Annotated in this window: 20 protein-coding genes; 15 read left to right on the top strand and 5 right to left on the bottom strand. The window is 46.7% G+C overall.

Going from position 1 to position 22,927, the window contains the following annotated elements; all coding sequences use genetic code 11:
- The first annotated feature begins 65 nt into the window (after positions 1 to 65).
- Positions 66 to 1,016: a primosomal protein DnaI gene (gene dnaI / locus F0220_RS24755; protein WP_076319793.1), complete on the top strand. Its 951-nt coding sequence runs from the start codon at positions 66 to 68 to the stop codon at positions 1,014 to 1,016.
- A 159-nt stretch (positions 1,017 to 1,175) separates the two neighbouring features.
- Here dnaI and F0220_RS24750 read toward each other — a convergent pair whose 3' ends face one another.
- Positions 1,176 to 1,331: a hypothetical protein gene (locus tag F0220_RS24750; protein WP_017692450.1), complete on the bottom strand. Its 156-nt coding sequence runs from the start codon at positions 1,329 to 1,331 to the stop codon at positions 1,176 to 1,178.
- 263 nt (positions 1,332 to 1,594) lie between these two features.
- Here F0220_RS24750 and trxA point away from each other — a divergent pair, with 263 nt between their 5' ends.
- Entirely contained in the window at positions 1,595 to 1,912 is a 318-nt protein-coding gene (gene trxA, locus F0220_RS24745) for a thioredoxin (RefSeq protein ID WP_017692451.1), read from the top strand.
- A 474-nt stretch (positions 1,913 to 2,386) separates the two neighbouring features.
- Complete coding sequence (gene uvrC / locus F0220_RS24740; protein WP_105601265.1) at positions 2,387 to 4,474, top strand: excinuclease ABC subunit UvrC; 2,088 nt, start codon at positions 2,387 to 2,389, stop codon at positions 4,472 to 4,474.
- Here the strand turns inward: uvrC and F0220_RS24735 are convergent.
- Positions 4,443 to 6,140 carry a CPBP family intramembrane glutamic endopeptidase gene (locus F0220_RS24735; RefSeq protein WP_105601264.1) on the bottom strand — a complete coding sequence of 566 codons (1,698 nt, stop codon included), beginning with the start codon at positions 6,138 to 6,140 and terminating at the stop codon, positions 4,443 to 4,445. The two genes, uvrC and F0220_RS24735, sit on opposite strands and share 32 nt — an antisense overlap.
- Positions 6,141 to 6,662: 522 nt before the next feature.
- Between F0220_RS24735 and F0220_RS24730 the strand changes: the two genes are divergently transcribed.
- Together F0220_RS24730 and F0220_RS24725 are read left to right on the top strand one after the other, a co-directional pair.
- Positions 6,663 to 7,982 (top strand): TrkH family potassium uptake protein, encoded by a 1,320-nt coding sequence (locus F0220_RS24730; RefSeq protein WP_374954426.1) that lies wholly within the window; start codon positions 6,663 to 6,665, stop codon positions 7,980 to 7,982.
- A gap of 51 nt (positions 7,983 to 8,033) precedes the next feature.
- The gene (locus F0220_RS24725) at positions 8,034 to 8,705 is read left to right on the top strand and encodes a potassium channel family protein (protein ID WP_091020848.1); all 672 of its coding nucleotides are present in this window, start codon (positions 8,034 to 8,036) and stop codon (positions 8,703 to 8,705) included.
- Between the two features lie 54 nt (positions 8,706 to 8,759).
- Here the strand turns inward: F0220_RS24725 and F0220_RS24720 are convergent, their stop codons facing one another.
- Positions 8,760 to 9,689 carry a LysR family transcriptional regulator gene (locus F0220_RS24720; RefSeq protein ID WP_091020849.1) on the bottom strand — a complete coding sequence of 310 codons (930 nt, stop codon included), beginning with the start codon at positions 9,687 to 9,689 and terminating at the stop codon, positions 8,760 to 8,762.
- Positions 9,690 to 9,984: 295 nt separating this feature from the next.
- On the opposite strand from F0220_RS24720, the gene F0220_RS24715 reads away from it, so the two are divergent.
- From F0220_RS24715 to F0220_RS24690, 6 genes are all read left to right on the top strand, one after another.
- On the top strand, positions 9,985 to 10,653 hold the full coding sequence (locus tag F0220_RS24715; RefSeq protein ID WP_091020850.1) for a succinate dehydrogenase cytochrome b558 subunit: 669 nt from the start codon (positions 9,985 to 9,987) through the stop codon (positions 10,651 to 10,653).
- A 43-nt stretch (positions 10,654 to 10,696) separates the two neighbouring features.
- Entirely contained in the window at positions 10,697 to 12,439 is a 1,743-nt protein-coding gene (sdhA, locus tag F0220_RS24710; RefSeq protein ID WP_036673387.1) for a succinate dehydrogenase flavoprotein subunit, read from the top strand.
- A gap of 476 nt (positions 12,440 to 12,915) precedes the next feature.
- Positions 12,916 to 13,680, top strand: a complete 765-nt coding sequence (gene sdhB, locus F0220_RS24705) for a succinate dehydrogenase iron-sulfur subunit (RefSeq protein ID WP_036605794.1) — start codon at positions 12,916 to 12,918, stop codon at positions 13,678 to 13,680.
- Positions 13,681 to 13,855: 175 nt separating this feature from the next.
- Positions 13,856 to 14,830, top strand: coding sequence for a metallophosphoesterase (locus tag F0220_RS24700; RefSeq protein WP_105601261.1), 975 nt, complete (start codon positions 13,856 to 13,858; stop codon positions 14,828 to 14,830).
- A 57-nt stretch (positions 14,831 to 14,887) separates the two neighbouring features.
- Positions 14,888 to 15,619, top strand: coding sequence for a metallophosphoesterase family protein (locus tag F0220_RS24695; protein ID WP_105601259.1), 732 nt, complete (start codon positions 14,888 to 14,890; stop codon positions 15,617 to 15,619).
- 168 nt (positions 15,620 to 15,787) lie between these two features.
- A complete protein-coding gene (locus F0220_RS24690; protein WP_091020854.1) occupies positions 15,788 to 16,420 on the top strand; it encodes a GNAT family N-acetyltransferase in 633 nt (210 codons plus the stop codon).
- A gap of 468 nt (positions 16,421 to 16,888) precedes the next feature.
- Here the strand turns inward: F0220_RS24690 and F0220_RS24685 are convergent, their stop codons facing one another.
- Both F0220_RS24685 and F0220_RS24680 read right to left on the bottom strand, forming a co-directional pair.
- Complete coding sequence (locus tag F0220_RS24685; protein WP_105601258.1) at positions 16,889 to 17,698, bottom strand: histidinol-phosphatase; 810 nt, start codon at positions 17,696 to 17,698, stop codon at positions 16,889 to 16,891.
- Between the two features lie 30 nt (positions 17,699 to 17,728).
- On the bottom strand, positions 17,729 to 18,631 hold the full coding sequence (locus F0220_RS24680; RefSeq protein ID WP_036605798.1) for a LysR family transcriptional regulator: 903 nt from the start codon (positions 18,629 to 18,631) through the stop codon (positions 17,729 to 17,731).
- A 456-nt stretch (positions 18,632 to 19,087) separates the two neighbouring features.
- Here F0220_RS24680 and F0220_RS24675 point away from each other — a divergent pair, with 456 nt between their 5' ends.
- The 4 genes from F0220_RS24675 to F0220_RS24660 all read left to right on the top strand — a co-directional run bounded on the left by F0220_RS24675 (position 19,088) and on the right by F0220_RS24660 (position 22,926).
- Entirely contained in the window at positions 19,088 to 19,546 is a 459-nt protein-coding gene (locus tag F0220_RS24675) for a chemotaxis protein CheX (protein ID WP_036605799.1), read from the top strand.
- Between the two features lie 56 nt (positions 19,547 to 19,602).
- Positions 19,603 to 20,376, top strand: coding sequence for an SDR family NAD(P)-dependent oxidoreductase (locus F0220_RS24670; RefSeq protein ID WP_105601256.1), 774 nt, complete (start codon positions 19,603 to 19,605; stop codon positions 20,374 to 20,376).
- A gap of 396 nt (positions 20,377 to 20,772) precedes the next feature.
- A complete protein-coding gene (locus F0220_RS24665) occupies positions 20,773 to 22,146 on the top strand; it encodes a DEAD/DEAH box helicase (protein ID WP_105601254.1) in 1,374 nt (457 codons plus the stop codon).
- A gap of 27 nt (positions 22,147 to 22,173) precedes the next feature.
- Positions 22,174 to 22,926: an ABC transporter ATP-binding protein gene (locus tag F0220_RS24660; RefSeq protein ID WP_091020857.1), complete on the top strand. Its 753-nt coding sequence runs from the start codon at positions 22,174 to 22,176 to the stop codon at positions 22,924 to 22,926.
- Position 22,927: the final 1 nt, after the last annotated feature.

The raw sequence follows: 22,927 nt of genomic DNA, 5'->3' as shown, positions 1-22,927 counted from the left end.
CAAGATGGTCAGGGGTACACTTCAATTGTTCATTCTATATTGAAACATTAAGGGGGCTTGAAGCCATGGAATCCTTGGGAGGACTGCTTCAGCAGCTGAACCCTGCCTTTCGTGAGCAATCGCGGCGGATTGCGGCGGAATTGATGGAAAATCCGTACGTACGCGAATTCCGCGCAGGTCATCCTGAACTGCAAGATGCACAGCTCATGACCGATCTGAGCAAGCTGTTTCAGTACGCCAAAGACTCTAAGAACTGTGCGAATTGTCCGGGACTCGACAACTGTCCTAACGATTTTCAGGGCCACTTTTGCAAACTGGAAGTAGAACATTTTAACGGTAAACCCGAAATCATAGATATAAAAGCGCCTTGTTCCAAACATATCGCCCGGCAAAATGAACATATCATTAAGCAACGCATTCGCAGTTTCTATGTGGACGAGCGTGCACTCAGTGCCGGATACAACGACGTGGAGATTATGGGCAAGGATCGGATGCGTGCTCCGGCAGTGAATCAGGTGCTTCGTTATATTAGGGAGACCAAGGAGAATGGATTATCTCCGCAAGGACTGTTTCTGGAAGGAACATTCGGGACAGGCAAGACGTTTCTGATGTGTTATCTGCTGCATGAACTGGCGGTTGCAGGCCATACGGGTGTCATCATCTATATGCCTGACTTTGTGGAGGATCTGAAATCCATGATCAGTGAAGGGCAGAAGCTGAAGGAAATGACGGATATTTTGAAAAGTTGTGATCTGCTCATCTTTGATGATATCGGGGCAGAGAATCTGAACCCTTGGGTTCGAGATCATGTGATGGGGTCCATTCTGAACTATCGGATGAATCGCAAACCAACGTTCTATACGTCCAATTACAATCTGGATGGGCTGGAGAAACATCTTAGTTTCACCAATCGGGACGGCGAGGAAATGAATAAAGGGCAGCGTCTCATGGACCGGATTCGTCCATTTGTGGATGTCATCTCCGTTCGGGGTGAGAATCAGCGCGGCAAACGTTGAACCGAGCTAATTGAACGAAATGGTTCTTATCGGTGGAGCTTACGATTTAGAAGCTGAGCTGATTGCAATCAAAAGTTAAAGTAGTCCCAAAAAAAGCCTGGCTTTCGCATTGTCGCGAAAACCGGGCTTTTCTGGTCCTGCGTGAGACCTGTGAGTGTCCTATTCGGTGAGGAATTTGAAGATAACCATACCGAAAAAGATCACTGTCATCAGGCCGGCCATGCCGGCAACACCCGCGATCAGATCAAATAGATCGTTGCGGGGTTCCTCGTTCACATGTTCACGCGGGTCGCTGATCCGCACATTTGCATCCATGTTATTGCCTCCTTATGGGGAAACAGCTTGCCCGTATTGGGGCTGAAACCCGGAGTAATTTTAGTATACTTGGAAAAGAAAGCGTTTGTAAAGATTTTGAAGTTGGTATGCCACATCCTGTAATTGTGAAGATTTGATGTTGGGAAGATGAACATTGCAGCGTTCAATTCACAAGTTTGACGTACCTGTGTTATACTGGAAGTGTCGTTCACGACGTTACAGGTTAAAATAAAACCGTAAGTATATATAAGGAGGACAATTTCATGGCTATTGTTAACGTATCCGATCAATCCTTCAACGCTGAAGTAGAAGGCGAAGGAACGGTTCTTGTTGATTTCTGGGCGCCTTGGTGTGGTCCTTGTAAAATGCTCGCTCCAATCCTGGAAGAGCTGTCCACAGAAGTTGGCGATGCAGTGAAAATTGCTAAAGTTAACGTGGATGAAAATCCGGAATCTGCTTCCCGCTTTGGCGTAATGAGCATTCCAACTTTGATCTTCTTCAAAGACGGTCAACCGGTAGATAAAGTGGTTGGTCTGAATTCGAAAGATGCGCTCAAAGGAATTATCGCAAAACACCAATAATTTACAGGTTTACACATACGCCTCCGGTTTACATGCCGGGGGCGTTTTGCGTCGAATACCTTTATATAGGACAATATAAAGTAAAAATATTTTTCACACTTGATTGTAGAGTACAGAACCGATCTGGAGAAGCGAAGTGCTCGTCTTTATCCCGGATTCATCTCTGATATATAGTTGGAACTAATTATTTACACAGTAACGGAGAGGACAGAAAAAACCTGAAAAAGCGAAGCGTTCCCCTTTATCAACAGATTTTTCCCTTGAGAAAAGGGAATGAAAAAAATCTGGGGATAACAGGGATTGGAAGGTTGTTCTGTCATCGTAGTGTCAGTGTGAATTATCTTTAGTTTCTTCTTATAAAAAAAGGTGACTCAGAGACAATCCAATAACGGATTGGAAGACGGTACTGTAATCAGAATGGCTTAGTGTAACCTTTTATTTATACTTTTTTCGGGAAGGAGGATTCACCGAATTATGGACCAATTCATGAATGATTTGCAGGATCAGGAGAAGGCATTGGAGCAGATTCGTCACAAGCTCGCTTTGCTGCCAGATATGTCTGGATGTTACCTGATGAAGAATAGTGAAGGCACGATTATCTATGTAGGTAAGGCTAAAGTTCTGAAGAACCGCGTACGCTCTTATTTTATCGGTAGTCATAACGGAAAGACTCAGCGACTGGTCTCCGAAATCCGTGATTTTGAATATATCGTGACGGGCAGTAACATGGAAGCACTCATTCTGGAGTGTAACCTGATCAAGAAACATATGCCGCGTTATAACGTATTGCTTAAGGATGACAAGACATTCCCGTATCTTAAAATTACAAATGAAAAGCACCCCCGGTTGGAAGTAACCCGGCGTGTGCTGAAAGATAAAGCCAAATATTTCGGACCTTATCCGAACTCATATGCGGCACACCAAACGAAAAAATTGCTCGACCGCATGTATCCTCTGCGCAAATGTGGTGTAATGCCCAAAGAAGTGTGCCTGTACTATCACATGGGACAGTGTCTTGCCCCTTGTGTGAAGGAAGTGGAGAAGGAGCAGTACGACCAGATTTCCCAGGAGATTGGTTCATTTCTGAGCGGTGGTCACGAAGAGATCAAGAAGGATTTGCAGCGTAAGATGCAAGAGGCTGCGGAGGATCTTTATTTTGAACGTGCCAAGGAACTGCGCGACCAGGTAATCGCCATTGATGCGATGATGGAAAAACAGAAAATTACGATGGCCGATGCCAGAGACCGTGATGTATTTGGTTTTGCCATTGATAAAGGCTGGATGTGTGTCCAGATTCTATATATGCGTCAGGGTAAAATGATCGAACGCCATGTCTCCACCTTCCCGTTTTACGGTGAGGCGTACAGTGATTTCATGTCCTATGTAACACAGTATTACAGTGATAATCCGGCATTGCCACAAGAAATTTTGTTGCCGGAAATGCCCAAGGAATTTGCAACGGATAACGACAGTTTGGATACGTTATCTGATGCTGATGGATCGGTGCCTGCCGCAGTTACGATAGAGTTCGAACAGACGCAACAAGTGGAGCAAAGTACAGCTAACCAGCCACTGGTTGCTGAGACCCGGGCACCTTATGGAAGTGCCGCTGAGTCAGAAGTTGAACAGCCTGATAGTATGCAAGAGGATGCTCCAATAATGGATACAACTACTTCAACTGAAAAGCTCCCATCAGGACTGGAAGACCCCACTCAGGTTGCTGCTGCTTTACAGGAGTGGTTGGAGATCAAAGTGCTCATCCCACAACGTGGATTGAAACGCCAGATGATCACCATGGCTGTAGATAACGCACGTGTAGCACTGGAAGAGAAGTTCCGTCTAATTGAGCGAAATGAAGAACGGACATCCAAAGCTGCTGAAGGGCTAGGCCGATATATTGGACTGGATCAGCTTCACCGTATTGAAGCGTTTGATAACTCGAACATCCAGGGTACGAACCCGGTATCCGCCATGATCGTATTTACGGATGGTAAACCGGATAAGAAGGAATATCGGAAATATAAGGTCCGTTCGGTTGAAGGACCGGATGATTATGAAACCATGAGAGAAGTTATCCGTCGCCGTTACGAGCGGGTATTAAAAGAAAACCTGACCCAGCCTGACCTGATTGTGGTCGATGGTGGTAAAGGACAGATCTCGGCTGCGGTTGATATTTTGGAAAATGAGCTGGGGCTGTTTATTCCGGTATGTGGACTGGTGAAGGATGCGAAGCATAAAACTTCGCAGTTGATGATCGGTAATCCACCGGAAGTCATCTCCCTGCCACGGGATAGTCAGGAATTCTACCTGTTGCAGCGGATACAGGAAGAGGTCCACCGTTTTGCGATCTCGTTCCACCGGGAACAGCGTGGCAAATCGATGGTGACATCACGTTTGGATGCCATTCCGGGTATTGGAGAAAAGCGGCGTAAGTTGCTGTTGAAGCATTTTGGCTCTTTGCGCAAAATAAAAGAGGCCAGCGTCGAAGACTTCCGGCCTCTATCTATTGGTGACAAACTGGCAAATCAGATTATTGCAGCACTTCGGGATGAGGAGTCGTAACATACGGCTTCTCTTTTTGTTTTGGATTGAATTTGTAGATCACATATCCAACGATGGCCGGGAGTACAATCCAGAAGAGTCCGGCAGCCATATTCAGGGCATCTCCCATAAAGACCAAGCTGAGTCCCATCAGCAAGCTGTCGAAGATCACATGGGCGAATACAACGGCAATGAAGCCGTGACGCAGCATGATCAGACTGAACAGCAATCCAATCACTAACAGCTCAATGGGACGGGTGATTACTGGATAGATCGGATACAATGTGTGTCCAAGTGCCCAAATGATGGTTGGAATCAGACAGGCAATAAACGTGTTACGCACAATCTTTTGCATCATACGAATGCCGAACAGTCGATAGACGGCTTCTTCACCAATACCGGCCATCCAGGCCATGATCGGGAAGAGCCACGAATAGGTCATATTGAATGTAGATTGATCTGCTGACGTTGTTGACCATGTGCCAATGCTCCGCTCCAGAATGAAGAACAGGATGGATTGCACACCCAGTAGAATGAATGCCCACAGGTAACCGGCAACCATGCTGTGAAGTACATATTTTCCGTATCCCGGTTCTTTGGCACGAGGCCAAGGGTTCAGACCGATTTTACGCCACATGCCGTCACCGGCAACGAGGGATAGATAGATGGTTGCACTCATGACCAGTGTAATACCTATCTGAAATAACATCAGGAACGCTAACATGAAGTTGGAGAATCCCTGTGCTTGAAGCAGAGGAATCATGTTCAGCGTGCCAATCACCGAAGCTGCGAAATACACCAGTGAGAGAATGATCCCGCGTTTGAAAGAAGTATGTGTTCGGGTCAGAATGCTATAGATAATGGCCAGCACGCCCAGAACAAGGGTCAGGAACGCATAGCCGCCATAGGTCATCCAGTTGGCTTGTCGCGTCTGAGCTTTCACATAATCGGTATGGGATTCAGGGACCGAGAAGCCAGGATCGAACGATCGTACCGCACCCTCTTCAAACGTAAAGTTCAGTTCAAGCTTGGAGTCTCCAATGGCTTTTTCAGAATCCACATACTTCAGTCCCGCTTCACCATCGCGAGTCTCCAGTTGAAGTGCCGGCACTTCATAACCAAATTCGGTCAGAACGCCAGCCGCAAGCTGTTGTTTCTCGTCCAAAGATATATTGCCTTCAGCAAGTACTTGCGATGTGGTCACTTTCCCGGTGCTTTGTTCCGCCTCAATGGCGGTGTAGAGGGAAGAAGGCAGTTCCCGTTTGAAGCCGACCACTTTTCCTGTTTTCATATGTACGTCAACATGAAGATAACCGCCTTTGTCCTGATCAGGCAAACGAACGCGGAATACATCGTAAGGATAGCTTGTTTCCCATTTCTGGTTATAGGTATCAAGTTGTTTGGTTTTGGCCATATACCCGTAGATATCCGAATGTGTCTGGTAGGTTACCAGGGTTTTTTCATCATCATTTGGCAGTGTATAGTCATTCACAGAAGCTGCGAATGATCGTGCGGATTGCGTCGCCTGCTCCTTGGTTATGAAGGACGTAGACGAAATTTCTGTTGTTTGCGATGAGGTGGCAGGAAAGATCTGAAATACAAAAAATAGAATCAGGCCAATCGCCGCAAGCAACCCCAGCCGCTTGAAGTTAGCCTTAAGTTGCAAAGGCTGCCCTAAGGGATTCATGTAATGTTGTTCCTCCTTATTTAATAGAGGTTGTTCAAAAAGTCTCTGGCTTCATCCCATCTTCTTGGTACTGAAAACCGCCCTTTTTTGAACACGCACTAATATGGATATTAAAGTTAACATAGCACAGGCCAAGCACCGAATGCCAATGATGTAACGAAAACTGGTGTAAATCCTTGAAAATGAATGAAAAGGACCGAAAGAATCTGATCCATCCGTCGCCATATCTGAGTTTTTCCCTTTTTGGCTGAATTCGATGCTATTTACACAAAAAACGTTTTGTCTACAAACGTCGCAACGCTTATAATTTTGAAGCAAATGTGCAACGATTCGCATGTCTTTCGCACAACAAGGGAACGAATAGAATATATTCCAACTTCATTATATATGTCGTTTTAATCTGATTCATACATGTTTAACGTTTGGCAACAGCATTACAAATGAAGAAGGCTCCACGGGTGTGGAGTTATTTTCATTGTAGAAGAGGTGGAAGATACTCAAGTGAAACTGAATGTTCAATGGATGCGATTATCGCCGCCCCGTATTCTTGTGTTAGGGTTTGCTGGCATCATATTGGTAGGCACATTGCTGTTAATGCTTCCGGCATCCAACCGTAACGGTGACAGTCTTGCATTTATTGATGCGCTCTTTACAGCAACTTCGGCTGTTTGTGTCACTGGTTTGGTAGTGGTCGATACAGGGACTCACTTCTCGGTGCTGGGTCAGGTTGTGATCGCGATTCTGATTCAGATTGGCGGACTGGGCTTCATGACAATGTCCACGTTGGTTGCCATTGCGTTCAAACGGCGGATCTCGCTCAGAGAAAGGTTGATTCTACAGGAAGCGATGAACCAGAGCACGATGGAGGGTATCGTCCGGCTCATTCGTAAAGTTGTGATCTACTCACTCATTATCGAAGGCATATGTGGCACACTGTTTGCCATCCGCTGGTCATTCGACATGCCAGTCGGACAGGCGATCTATTATGGCTATTGGCATGCGATCTCCATGTTCAACAATGCGGGCTTTGATATGTTTGGGGATTTCCGCAGTCTGACCGGTTATGTGTATGACCCGTTGGTTAATTTTACAGCGATATTCCTGATTGTCTCTGGTGGTATCGGTTTTGTAGTGCTGTCAGACCTGGTGGATTACCGCAAAACGCGGAAGCTGTCTCTGCACTCCAAAGTTGTACTGTTAATGACTGGATTGTTGATTGTGTTTGGTGCACTTGTCATTTTCGTATTTGAATTTAGCAATCCACGGACACTGGGTGGCCTGAACTGGGGTGGCAAAATTCTCGGTTCATTCTTCCAGTCCGTTACGCCGCGAACAGCAGGAGCCAATACGGTAGATATTGCCGGACTCAGACAGGCAACACAGTTCTTTATGATCATTCTGATGTTCATTGGTGCTTCGCCGGGTTCTACCGGAGGCGGGATCAAAACAACGACATTTATGATTATGGCTGGCGCGGTCATCGCCATGATGCGTGGACGTGAAGATATCGTGTTTTTCCGCTATCGGCTCGTACAGGAACGGATTTTCAAGGCGCTTACCATTACATTGCTGGCGCTTTTGTTCATCATAGCTGTAACGATGGCACTGAGTACCACAGAAGACGCCAGTTTTATGATGATATTATTTGAAACAACATCGGCCTTTGGTACTGTCGGATTATCGCTGGGACTGACGCTGAAGTTGACTACATTGGGCAAACTCCTGATCTGTTTTACGATGTTTGCAGGAAGGCTTGGACCGATCACATTAGCGTATGCACTTGGGCAGAAAAAGGGTAAAGAGTTATACAGGTATCCGGAAGGCAAAATGATTATTGGATAAATCTATTTTTAGTGATTGAAAATGATTTGGATAAGGGGTTCGTGAAGAACAATGAAAACACAGCAGTTTGCGGTGATTGGGCTTGGGCGGTTTGGCTCCAGTCTGGCACAGGAATTAATGGAACTCGGCTACGAGGTGCTCGGAATCGATAAAAATGAAGAAGTCGTCGAAGACATGAGTGAATTGGTCACCCATGCCGTTGTAGCCGATGCCACAGATGAGGAAGTGTTGCGCTCTCTGGGTATTCGCAATTTTGATTGTGGTATCGTAGCCATCGGAGATGATATTCAGACGAGCATTCTCACCGCGATTCTGTTAAAAGAGCTGGGCGTCAAGACGGTCGTGGCCAAGGCCATATCCGTCCTTCACGGACGAGCATTGGATAAACTGGGGATTGATCGTGTCGTTTATCCTGAGCGGGATATGGGCATTCGGGTTGCCCATCAGCTGGTTACCCCGAATTTGCTGGATTATATTGAATTATCCAATGATTACAGTATTGTCGAGATGAAGGTTCCCGCCTGTCTGCACAACAAGACCCTTTCGACCCTGAATGCACGTGTACGTTTTGGTTGCAGCATTGTAGCGTTACAGAAAGAAGCCGGGGTCATCATTGCTCCGACGGCACTGGATTCGCTTCAAATGGGGGATATCATGGTCATTATTGGTAATAATGCAGATATCGACCGATTTGAAGAAGAGGTTATCAGCCAAGAGAGCTGATAATTAAGATGAGTTAAATATGGAAGCCAGGCGTTAGTACCTGGCTGATTCAGATCAAGGCAAAGGCGTCGTAGTCCTCCTTGAGGGTAATGGCGCCTTTGCTGTAAAGAGTGCAGCCGTCTCCTTGACCCATTGTCTGGAAGTCTCGCTGAGGTCCTCTTTTTCTCCATAGATCATACAGGTTGTTCTGCGGGTCTGCTGTAATTGAGGCAAATGAACAGAAACAAGATCATTGTCCGCGAGTAATTGTGGACGAAGATATGACTTGGGCAATAGAGCAGCAGCTTTGGCGGAAGGCAGAAGTCGTATGATCGCTTCGAAGGAATCAATCTCCATACGAATATCCGGCATCACGGCACAGCGCTGGAAAAGATCGTCCGTTAATTTGCGGTACCAGGTGCCTTTGGAGAACGTGATCATCGGCAGATCCTGCAAATGCTCCATCCCGGCTTCCTTACCGGACAAGGGGTGTGTAAGCGGCACAACCAGTTCCAGGTGATCGTCAAAGAGCGGCACACAGTTAAGCCCCACTTCGCTGATGGAGGAGGCGACAATGCCCACATCGGCTTTTTTGTCACGCACAAACGACACAATTTCATGTGTTTTTCCCGTCAACAGTTTCAGTTCGGCATTTGGATGTTTCTCCATAAAGGCATTGACGAGAGGTGGTAACGTAGTTTGAAGCGTCGTCAGACTGGCTCCGAGTGTAATGGTGCTCTGTTCTTCGTCTTTATACTGGGCCAGCATGGTGAGGAACTTCTGTTGCTGCTGCTTCTGTTCTACAGCGTAGGTATAGGTGAACTGGCCCACACTGGTTAACTCCAGCCGTTTGCCACGGCGGTGGAACAGGGCAACCCCGAGTTCATCCTCCAATTTGGCAATTTTGCGTGAGAGTGCGGGTTGGGACAAGTTCAGTAACTTGGATGCGCGGTTTAGGCTGGATTGCTCCACGACCGCCGCAAATGCATTTAACTCCTCAAACATGAACAATAACCTCTTTTCCATGAATGTGATTCTTGCCCTTGCTTAATCGTTTTCCATGTTGTATAGCCTGTAAACCCAATGTTTCACTGCTTATACCTATAGGTTATAACATTTAATAATTATATTGCAATTCCCTTATAAGAAAAAAAGGAGTAACATGGTTCGTGACACAAGTTGTTCACACCTAGGGAAAACGGAACAATTTGTCGAACCTTTTCATGGAAAAGGATTCGTGTCATGATAAGTGAAATCATTTATGAAAACGTTGTATTTAGCGAAAGGGGATCGACATTTTATGAAAGGGTTTTACTCCAGAAAGCTGCACTCCTTGCTTGGCGTCATTCCGCTCAGTCTGTTCTTTGCTGAGCATTTGGTGACAAACTTCACAGCAGTTGAAGGCGGCAAAGAAGCTTTTTACGGTGCTGTTGCATTTCTGAACGGTTTGCCTCTTGTTATTGTGATCGAGGCGTTACTTATCTGGCTGCCGTTGTTCTATCACGGTGTATACGGTCTTTATATTGCCTATCAGGCCAAGCCTAACGTGGGCCGTTTTGGCAATGAGCGCAACTGGCGCTACACGTTACAGAGGGTAAGCGGTATTATTACGTTTGTATTCGTCATCTGGCACGTATGGGAGACGCGAGTACAGATTGCGCTGGGGAATGTATCCCATGAAGAGATTGGCGGCGTCATACATGATGCGGTGACGAATCCGATAACCTTTGCGATATATATGATCAGTGTGGTTGCGGCGTCATATCACTTTGCCAATGGTCTATGGTCGTTCCTCGTTAGCTGGGGAATTACGGTTGGTCCGCGTGCGCAACGTGTATCCTCTTACGTATGTATGAGCTTGTTCGCTATTGTTTCCATCATGTTTATTGCTTCACTATTTGCTTTCCGGAGCATTGATTTCCAGACAGCTACTTCGATGATTGACGCAGTAAAAACAGTTCTAATTTAAGCATTTAGCGTATAAATGCTGACTTATAAGGGAGTGAACAGCAATGGCATCAACGAATGTAATTATTGTGGGCGGCGGTCTCGCGGGATTGATGGCGGCGATCAAATCGGCTGAAGCCGGAGTCCATGTTCATTTATTTTCACTGGTTCCTGTTAAACGATCCCACTCTGTATGCGCACAAGGCGGCATTAACGGAGCGGTAAATACCAAGGGTGAGGGTGACTCCCCATGGGTACACTTTGACGATACGGTATACGGCGGTGACTTCCTTGCGAACCAACCTCCTGTTAAAGCGATGTGCGAAGCAGCACCTGGCATCATTCACTTGATGGACCGTATGGGCGTAATGTTCAACCGGACACCGGAAGGTTTGCTTGATTTCCGTCGTTTTGGAGGAACGAAGCATCACCGTACAGCGTTTGCCGGAGCGACAACAGGACAACAATTGCTCTATGCATTAGACGAGCAGGTACGTCGCTGGGAAGCAGCTGGTCTGGTTACGAAATATGAGAACTGGGAGTTCCTGCAGGCGGTTTTGGATGATGAAGGTGTATGTCGCGGGATCGTGGCTCAGGATCTGAAAACGATGAAGGTACAGACCTTCCCGGCAGAAGCGGTTATTCTGGCGAGTGGTGGTCCGGGGATCATCTTCGGTAAAACGACCAACTCTGTAATTAACACAGGTACAGCGGCAAGTGCGGTGTATCAGCAAGGTGTAAATTACGCCAACGGGGAGTTCATTCAGATTCACCCGACAGCCATTCCAGGGGATGACAAGTTACGTCTCATGTCTGAATCCGCGCGTGGTGAAGGTGGACGGATCTGGACGTACAAAGATGGAAAACCTTGGTACTTCCTTGAAGAAAAATATCCATCCTACGGTAACCTGGTTCCACGTGATATCGCGACTCGTGAAATCTTCAGCGTCTGCGTAGATATGGGTCTGGGTGTGAACGGTGAGAACATGGTTTATCTCGACCTGTCTCATAAAGATCCAAAGGAACTGGATGTTAAACTCGGCGGAATCATTGAGATCTATGAGAAGTTCATGGGCGATGACCCGCGTAAAATCCCAATGAAAATCTTCCCGGCAGTCCATTATTCTATGGGCGGCATGTGGGTAGATTATAACCAAATGACTAACATTCCGGGGCTGTTCGCAGCTGGTGAATGTGAATATCAATACCATGGTGCGAACCGTCTGGGTGCAAACTCATTGGTATCTGCGATCTATGGTGGTATGGTGGCTGGACCAAAAGCGGCTGAATATATCAAAGGACTTAAAAAATCGTCCGCTGATATCCCATCTTCCGTATTTGAGAAACACACCAAACAACAAAGCGACAAATATGAAGGCATCTTGAAAATGCAGGGCACGGAAAATGCCTATGTTATTCATAAAGAGCTTGGCGAGTGGATGACAGCCAACATGACGGTTGTGCGCTACAACGACAAGCTTGAAGCCACGATTGGCAAGATCAAGGAATTGAAAGAGCGTTATGGCAAAATCAACATGTATGACAGCTCCGGTTGGAATAACCCGAGCGCAGCATTCACTCGCCAACTGTGGAACATGATTGAATTGGCAGAAGCAATGACTCTCGGCGCACTGCTGCGTAACGAAAGCCGCGGCGCGCATTACAAACCGGAATTCACGGAACGTAATGACGAAGAGTTCCTGAAAACGACCATCGCAAGCTGGTCGAAGGAAGGCCCGAAAATCTCGTACGAGCCAGTAGACGTATCCTTGATCCCACCACGTATCCGGGATTACTCCAAGGATTAAATATCAGGGATTTATTTATAAGGTTAAATATCAAGCACCTGAACGAAGAGGCAGGAGAACTTTGGAGAAGCAGAGCTTCTTCAAAGTTACTGCCATCAGAGTGATGGAGTGAAGGTTCTCAGCAAAGATACTTTGTGTGCACATCGCAGCAGAGGAAGCCAAAATACCTGTTCATAAGCAAGCAACGCATGGGCAAAGCTTGCTTATCTAAAATTACGGCAATCCAGAATGAATGGAATGCAGTTTCCAGCAAAGTGACCCAGTGCACGATGTAGCGGAGGAAGCGGAAATGCCCAGAAGAAGCGAAGCGCTCGCCTTTATCACCGGATTTTAACCCTGGAAAGGGTTGATCAAAAAAATCCGGGGATAACAGCGATCAGAGGGGCATTCCGCTGACGAAGCGTCTCCCGTGCACCAAACCAGTAACTTTGCGCATCAGCAATACAATCATCGTCACCAGAGGAGGGGACTACGATATGGCGGAACAAGCTACAGCCAACAAAACCGTCAAGTTTATCATCACCCGTCAGGACAGCCCGGAGTCATCTTCGTACAACGAAGAATTTGAGCTTCCGTACCGTCCCAACATGAATGTGATCAGCGCCCTGATGGAGATTCAGCGAAACCCCGTCAATACAGATGGCAAATCCATTGCACCCGTGTGCTGGGATTCCAACTGTCTCGAAGAAGTCTGCGGTGCCTGCTCCATGGTCATCAACGGCAAGCCACGTCAAGCATGTGCAGCCCTGATCGACAAGCTCGAACAGCCTGTTCGTATCGAACCGATGAAGACATTCCCAGTGGTTCGTGACTTGGTCATCGACCGTAGCCGGATGTTTAGCGCCCTGAAACGCGTAAAAGCATGGATTCCGATTGATGGTACCTATGACCTCGGTCCAGGTCCACGGATGCCTGAGAAGAAGCGTCAGTGGGCATATGAGCTGTCCAAATGCATGACATGTGGTGTATGTCTGGAAGCATGCCCGAACGTCAATGAGAAAACTGACTTTATCGGTCCAGCAGCACTGTCCCAAGTGCGTCTGTTCAACGCTCACCCAACAGGGGAGATGAACGCCGACGATCGTCTGGAAGCGTTGATGGAAGACGGAGGCATCGAGGGCTGTGGTAACTCACAGAACTGTGTGCAATCCTGTCCAAAAGGCATTCCACTGACTACCTCCATTGCCGAAATGAACAAACAAACGACCAAGCATATGTTCAAACGCTGGTTGGGTGTATAATCTCGTCATAACATGTGCAGAAGTGTAATCTGCAACTTAGAAGAAGTCGTGATCCCGTGCAGCAACATGCCGGAGATCCCGGCTTCTTTTTGTAATGAAGCAGAGGAACCGGGCTACACATGCAGAATATGATATACTAAGGGGATGGATTAAGAGCGTAGAAGGAGGGGGAGATATGGCAGAGACACCGCGTCAGGGCAGTAACAACTCGCCGTCCCAGCGCTCGTACAAAGCACCAGGGACAGAAGAGTCTGTGTTTCCTGGAGAAGAAAAGGATCATGATCCCTCTCGCCGAAGTTTCTTATTGCGCATGGTTTTGATGACAGCGGGTGCCAGTTTGCTTACAGGAGGTTATGCCTGGCTATGGGAACCGCGTCGTCTGGAGATCAAGCAAGTGGAGCTGAAACTTCCGAAGTTTCCAAAGGCATTTGACGGTTTGCGTATAGTTCAGTTCAGCGATGCCCATCTTGGTTTTCATACCGGGGTGAAAGAGCTGAAGAAGCTGGCAGCAACGATTGAGGAGCAGCAACCGGACTTGATTTGTTTTACCGGAGACATCGTCGAGAGGGAAGCAGAGCCGATGCGTGAATGTATTCCGGTACTCGCCTCCATGCAAGCGAAGTATGGCAAATTTGCAGTTTTGGGGAATCATGATTATCGGGGCGGGCAGCAGAATGAAGTGACAACCATGTTCCGTGAAGCCGGATTCACTTTGTTACGGAACGAACATGTGGTGATTGAACAAGGAGGCGAACGTCTGGCCATAGCTGGCCTGGATGACGCACTTACAGGCAGGCCTGATCCTGCCCAAGCTATCAAGGGATTGGATCATGATGTGTGGAAATTGTTACTTATGCATGAACCGGATTACGCCGATATTGCCACTCCCTATGGTTTCGGATTACAACTTTCCGGTCATAGCCATGGTGGACAGGTACGTTTTCCCTGGATCGGGGCACTGACAACTCCGCGAGGTTCACACAAGTATGTTCAAGGATTGTATTACACGGATGTCCAGGGGGTATATTACAGCACCCAGACACAGATGCCTGTGTATGTGAATCGTGGTTTTGGCATGACTCAACTGCCGATTCGTTTTCTGTGCAGACCAGAATTAACGGTTTTTGAGCTTAAAGGATCAACCACATAAAAGAATATAAGATGAATATACAACATAAAGGATTCAACATGAATGGAGGTTATCCAGATGGAAAGAATTGCGATTGTATCCGACATTCATGGCAACATGACTGCCTGGGAAGCAGTGTTAAAAGATATCCGAAGTCGTGGCGTGGAGCGAATCTTTTGTCTTGGTGACCTCGTGGGAAAGGGGCCAGAACCGGTACAGGTTGTGGATCAGGTGAGAGCAACGTGCGAACTTGTCATCCGTGGCAATTGGGATGAACTGGTTGCGGTTAACCAAGACAACGAGAACTTTACGTGGCAAGCAGAACGGTTGGGTGAGGAACGATTGGCGTACTTGGCGGGCCTACCCTTCAGTCATCAATTTCAACTGAGCGGTCGCACCATACGTCTGGTCCATGCTTCACCTCAAAGTGTGTACCATCGTGTACAGCCGTGGGACGCGATGGAAAAGAGGTTGGCAATGTTTGATCCTCCGGCTGATGAGCCTGAGCAAGGTGTTGCAGATGTTGTAGGTTATGGGGATGTGCATAATGCATACTTGCAGTATATGAACGGCAAGTTACTGTTTAATGCAGGCAGTGTTGGTAATCCACTCGATCTTCCACAGGCTTCCTACTGCATTCTGGAGGGTGAAGACAGCAACGATAACAATACCTCATTCAATGTTCAATTTGTGCGGGTGCCTTATGATATTGAGCGAGAAGTACAGGTTGCACAGTCGGCGAATGTTCCTGCATTGGATTTCTATATTCGTGAGATTCGTACGGGTATCTATCGCGGGCTGCAGGAGTAGTCAGCATCTGGGCCTTTTAGCGTGAGGAATTGAATGTTGCAATATATTAATACTAAAATGCGAATACTAAAGTTCGTGGATCAGTTCAAATGGTATTACGCCGGATCATCATCAGAGCATGCTTGTCTTACCGGACTAGAGCCCGTTTAGGCAAAAGGAGCGATTGTCATGCTTACCCGAAAAATGCTGGTTCAAGGTCTGCCCGCTTTGTGGACAGAGCGTCTTGTCCTGCGATCATTACGTCAAAGTGATTACAGCACATTATCGGAACTATTTTCCGATCCTCAAGTCATAAGATATGTGAATAGGGGAAGCCAGCCCACGCCAATCAGGGCGAGACGGTTATTGAACCAGATACGGAGCAGCAGCACCAAGCTGGATTCGTTACATTATGGGATCTGCTGGAGAGGCAAGGAACAGGTGATTGGAATCACCTCATTCCAACACTGGAATGATCAGAATGGTACCGCACAGATCGGTTATATCCTGAACAGGTCCTGTTGGGGCAGGGGTGTGGCTACCGAGGCGGTACAGAGGCTGCTGCAGTTTGGATTTGACGATCTTCATCTGGGGAGGGTGGAAGCACGTTGTTATGAGGCCAATGTTTCTTCACAACGGGTGCTAAACAAAATAGGGATGTCCTATGAGCGGAGTCTTCCCTCGTTCGGACTGCATGATGAGGATGACGAGGGATCAGAATCCCTGATGGATGTTAAAGTGTACAGTATGTACCGGGAACAATACGTCAGACCGCTTCAGGAAAAAGACCTGCAAACCCTGGTATCTGACAAGCCGCAATGACATAGAGTAAGAGTAGTCAAACGTAAATGAATCGAACTTCAATCATTTGTTACACAATTGAAATATAGCTGCAATTGAACTCTAACAGACAGGGGGTAAACTTATCTCATGACCCCCTTTTTGATAATAGATAATGCTGTTGGGACCCGCGCGAGCGGGTTCATTTTTTTTGCCGATATGTTAACTGTGGAGTATTTACACTGGCCACTCCGATGACAGAATAACCTTCCGATCGCTGTTATCCCCAGATTTTTTGATTCCCTTTTTGAAAAGGGAAAATCCGGGGATAGCGTATGCTTCCGATGCAGATTTCTTTCAGAAAGCTTTTAGGCGAACACTTCGTTTCTTCACGTTATTTCTGTCCCCTCCGTTATCGTGTGAAATTTAATTATATTTCCTAATATAGGGCAATAAAAGGCCCCACGGCGTTTACAAGCGCGCTGTGGGGGCCTTTGTGTTTGCTCTATTTTACAGTGGTACAACCTGCATCTGTTTCTGCTTGAAGTATACCCAGTCTGTGAATCCGATATCCTTGAGACGTGTACGAACGTCATCCAGCTCGTCTGCAACGCGCTGTGGTTTATGAGCGTCCGATCCAAATGTCACCTTCACTCCATAATGATGGGCGCGTTCCAGAATGGCATCCGAAGGATACCAGCCACCGCTGAGTTTGGTTTTGCCAGATGTGTTAATTTCGATCGCTACGTTGGATTCTGCAATGACCTGCAACGTTTCATCAATGGCCTGATCAGCGATAATTTCGGAGAAAGGTGGATAGTTTCCTTTCATCGCATCAATGTGTCCAAGGATCTGGAACATACCGCTGCGAGCCGATTCCCGGATTAGTGAATAATAGCTTTCTTTCACTTCAACTTTGCGAACATTGCTCAGTCCGTTCCATCGGGTTTTGTTGAAGATACTTACATCCTCAGTATGATGAACTGAACCAATAATATAGTCAAAAGGATACTGTCCCAGTGTGGTACGGTACAATTCTGCATAAGCAGGGAAATAGTCGGATTCAATGCCGAGCAGTACATCGATTTTACCAGCGTACTCTTCTTTCAAAGCAAGGACTTCTTCCACATAATGCTGCAATTCAGACTTACCCATTGCGATCCGGGGAAATGCTTGCTCAAGCTCACTGCCAAAGTATGGCGTATGATCCGAGATACCGATGGCCTGAAGTCCTGCCTTAATACCTGCCTCTATATAATCGCGGATGTTGCCGTCTGCGTGACCACAACGAAAATGATGTGTATGAAGATCAAATTTCATATGGAATCCTTCCTTTCTCATGGCTCATTGTCATTCTGAACTGATGAATTGGGTTTCCGGCATGCCTTTGAGGTCACTTATAAATTGCTGCATCGCTGAGTTAAGGTAACGACTGGACTTATAGATGACACCAACAGGGTGACTGACCTCCAGCTCACTTAAGGGTATCATTCGCAATGTACCTTGACGCAACTCATGCGCAACAGATTGTTTGGAGATGACAGCTGCTCCGAGATCAATCTCGACCATCCGTTTCACTTCTTCGCTGCTGGATAACTCCATTACAATATTAGGTTCAATATTATGTTTCTTGAAGATGGTTTCCGTAAACCTTCGTCCTACTGTATCAGGGGACAGCAGAATCAATGGTGTACTCCGGAGCACATCTACTGCAGCATGTTTTTTCTTCGCCAGTGGGTGGGAAGGAGATACCACGAGTTCAAATGTGTCATAGTACAGCACAGATGTATTCAGGTTGGGATTACGCTCCGTGAGATAACCGATACCAATATCAACCAGACCATTTTCGACCTGGGTATAGATCTGTGATGAAGGAAGGGATTGGATACTGGTTTTGATCAGCGGGAATTGATCTTGGAAATAGGATAACACCCTTGGCAAGATCTGAATAGCAATGGAAGTTGTTGTGCCTAACACGATACGTCCTTGGGGCGTTTCATCGAGATCGGACAATTTTTGTTTCAACTCATCGACGATGTCGAGCATCCGTTCAGCGTGCTCCAGAAATACCTGTCCACGGTCTGTCAGGGTAACGGGTTGGTTACGATCCACAAGAACGGTGCTGAATTCGTCCTCCAGACTTTTGATCTGGGCCGAGACGGCAGGTTGGGTCAGGTTCAGAAGTTCTCCCGCTTTGCGGAAGCTCATCGTTTTGGAAATGGTAATTAGTGTCTCCAGTTGGCTTATGTTCATAGGTGACCTCCTTGCAGGCAAAGTATCTTGATTATGTAGTGTTTGGTGTGATGTAATCCCGTAACTGGTTATTGTTCCGTTATCTTAAATTATAGGTGATTCAGGACAGCAGAGCAATGAAGGTAATTATCAGGATCAAAAGTAGTTCAAGAGACTGTGAAAAAAACGCGAATACAAGAATTTGATTTTTTTAACAGTTGTGAGAAGCAGTAATAAAGTCCTAAATTCCTTTTGCCACGCACAATGAACGAAAATCTTTCTTCAAAAGAAGTGAAAAGCGCTGTTTATTCGCTAGAATCAGCTATAAACATTTGCCCCACGGATGACGATAAATTATAGTACACATGGTTTAACGAATTCTTAATGAATTCTTGTACGTGATAAAGTATAATAAATTTAATGAATATGGGACTTTTGGTGTGTGACCAATAACCCAGTGCGAGGGGGACATAGACAGTGAAAGCGGAAGTGATTAATCCTTTCCTGGAATCGGCACGGAACGTATTTGAACAGCTCATCCAGGTTTCGCCTTCCACCGGGAGTCTTGGCGTGAAAAATGTAGAGTACATTGCAGACCATGTCTGGATCGTGATCGGAATGACCGGGCAACTTAGCGGAAACATTGTATTTGGAATCAATGAACAAGTTGCATTGAAAATTGTATCTGCGATGATGGGCGGTTTTGTCATTACAGAAATGGATGAAATGAGTAAAAGTGCGATTTCGGAACTGGGTAATATGATCAGTGGTAATGCCAGCACCATCCTGTCAAACCAGGGTGTTGTTGTCGATATTACACCTCCACAAGTGATGAAGTCCGAACATCTGACTACATTTAGTGCAACGAAAGCATTGAGCATTCCTTTGCTGATGGATGGCATTGGTGAGATGGATATTCAGGTTATGATCTCGTAGAATAGAGCCATATGCCTCAAAAGGCAATATGTGTTCAATACGGGAGGACATCGGGTATGTTGAAAGATCAGGTAGTGTTTATTACTGGTGCATCGAGTGGTATCGGTGCGCTGTGTGCGCAGATGCTGATTGAAGAAGGAGCCATCCCGATTCTGGCTGCCCGTTCACGGGACAAGCTGGAAGAGATTGGTGCCTCGCTGAAAGGGCAGCATGAATTACTCACACTTGATGTTACGGATAGTGAGCAGGTTCAGGCAGCTGTGGATGCGATATTGCATAAATACGGACGAATCGACATTTTGCTGAATAACGCAGGTTACGGGAAATTCGCAGCGATGACAGAGATGTCTGTACAGGAATTCGATGAGATGATGGACGTTAATTACATGGGCATTGTCCGCTGCACCAAAGCAGTGCTTCCACAAATGCTGGAACGTGGCAAAGGTCAGATTGTGAACGTGGCCTCCATGGCTGGCAAAATCGGTACGGCCAAATCCGCTTCCTATACAGCTACGAAACACGCTGTACTCGGATTTAGTAATGCGCTGCGTCAAGAGCTTCGCAAGACTGGCGTCATGGTGACAACGATTAATCCAGGTCCGATTGATACACCATTTTTCCAACGGGCTGACCCATCTGGCAATTATGTGAATAATGTACGTTGGATGATGTTGAAACCGGAAGATGTTGCGGGTCATATGATTCGGGCGATGAAAAAGCGCAAGGAAGAAGTGAATCTGCCAAGAATTGCTTCTGCTGGCATATGGCTGTACCAGCTATTTCCTCGTCTTGCAGATCGATTGTCGCACGGTGTAATGAATCAGAAGTAAATGTGATACGAGGCATCATATACGGAATGAAAGAAAGGCTCCGCCGAGGGGCTTTTCTTTTTTTTGGCGTGTATACATACAATTCTGGAATAAGATTTGGTGCACGGGCTTTTTTCGCATATAATGAAAGGTAATGTGATGACAGGCTTCGGTTATATCCGTACAAGCAACTTATATGTTCAACTAACATTTACACAATAACGGAGAGGACAGAAATAACCTGAAGAAGCGAAGCGTTCACCTTTATCAACGGATTTTTCCTTTTAAAAAAGGAATCAAAAAAATCTGGGGATAACAGTGATCGGAAGGTTGTTCTGTCCTCGAAGTGTCAGTGTAAATAATGATTAGTTGAACTTATATAACATCAAAATGAATAAATTAAAAGGATGGACATACATGACGAATCAAACATTTGCTTCAATTGGCGTGGAACAGGATCTGGAGGCCGTTTTGGCGAAACATGGCATTAACGAACCTTCACCTGTACAGGCTCAGACGATCCCGGTTATTTTGGAAGGCCGGGATGTCGTATCCAAATCCCAGACGGGAACAGGGAAAACGCTGGCATACTTGCTGCCAATGTTACAATCCATCAAAATGGATATCAAAGGCACGCAGAAACTCGTTATTGCACCTACGCAAGAGCTGGCGATGCAAATTGTACGTGAAGCGCAGCGTTATGCGGAAGAACGTAAGATTGGCGTATTGGGTCTGATTGGTGGCGCAGCGGCTAAACGTCAGATCGAGAAGCTGCGTGAGCATCCACAATTGGTTGTGGGTACACCAGGACGACTGAAGGAATTGATTACACTCAAAAAACTGAAAATGCACAACGTCTCTACGATTGTTATCGATGAAGCGGACCAAGTGTTCCAACTTGGCGGTGTAAGTGACGTGAACTTTGTACTCAAGAGCGCATTGCGGGACCGTCAGCTGATCTTCCTGTCAGCAACCATTGATGAGCATACAGCTGGACTCGCAAAGCGTGAGATGAAAGAGCCTGTTCAGATCGGAATTGAACCGGATCGAGCTACGGCTGCGGGCCTTGAGCATTATTATTTTGTAGAAGAAAACCGGAATAAAATTGACATGCTGCGTCGTCTGGTTAGACAGTACAATCCGGATCGGGCAATCGTATTTGTGAATGCAACCGAAGATATTGGTGAAGTTGAAGCAAAAATGAATCATCTGGGTTTGTCTGCTGCTGCGCTGTATGGGGATGCTGACAAAGTGACCCGCAGTAACGTATTGTCTGCCTTCCGTAATGGCAAACTTCAGTTGCTGATCGCCAGCGAAGTAGCTGCCAGAGGACTGGATATCGAAGGATTGCCAATGGTCATTAACTATGACCCTGCCTTTGACTCGGAGCATTATGTTCACCGTGCAGGTCGTACAGGCCGAATGGGACGTTCGGGTATTGTGCTATCCATTGTGGATGAAACACAGATCTTTATTATGCGTAAATTCGCACGCGAACTCGGAATCGAACTGTCAGAACGTGTACTCTTCGGCGGTAAAGTATTGGAGGCTGATCCACGTCCGGATACGCGTCCTGAGGGACATTCGTTCTCCAGAAAACCAGGACAATCCAGAGATCGCAAACCAGGTCAGGGCAATCGTAATGGGGGAACCCGAGCTACAATCTCCAATTCGCGTCCAGCAGGTAGCAAACCAACGGGCAATACAGGCCGCACGGAGCGCGACCAGGATCGTAAAAACAAGGGAGCACCCAAGTGGAGTAAAGATAAAACGCCACGCTCCGAAGAATAGAATCTGACGAAAGGGGTGCAGGGATAGATGGAAAATGTTCAATCGCCTGTTCTGCAAATCAGCGGGTTAAGCGGAGGTTATAGTGCCAAACGGCCGGTCCTTCACGGCATCGATCTGGAAGTCGGACGTGGAGAGATGGTTGGACTAATCGGCTTAAACGGTGCTGGCAAAAGTACAACCATGAAACATATCCTCGGCTTGATGACCCCTCAACAGGGCGAAGTGCGAGTGATGGGCAAGAAGCGGGACGAGGATGCGCAGATCTACCAATCGGCCATGGCATTCGTACCGGAATCACCCGAATTGTATGATGAGATGACGGTGATGGAGCATTTGGAGTTTACAGCAAGAGCGTACAATGTGTCGGAGGCTGACTTCAAACAACGTACGGAGAAATTGCTGCAATTATTCCGTATGAATGAAAAAAGTACAAGTCTGTCGACTCACCTGTCCAAGGGCATGCGGCAAAAGGTCATGATTATGTGTGCTTTTGTGGCCGGACCGCCACTGTACATTATTGATGAGCCTTTTCTGGGGCTGGACCCGCTGGGTATTCGCTCCTTGCTTGATTTTATGCTGGAGATGAAAGCTTCGGGATCATCCATCCTGCTGAGTTCACACATTCTGTCCACGATTGAAAATTACTGTGACCGGTTTATCGTACTGCATCGTGGACAGGTTATTGCTCAAGGGACGCTGAATGAACTGCGCTCCCAATTCGGGGAATCGGATGCCACGCTGGAGCACATGTTCTATTCCCTCGTACAAGGCAGGGATTGAG

This window comes from Paenibacillus sp. 37 (genome assembly GCF_008386395.1).
GTDB classification, from domain to species: Bacteria; Bacillota; Bacilli; order Paenibacillales; family Paenibacillaceae; genus Paenibacillus; species Paenibacillus amylolyticus_B.
This window is presented reverse-complemented; position numbering and strand designations above follow the sequence as displayed.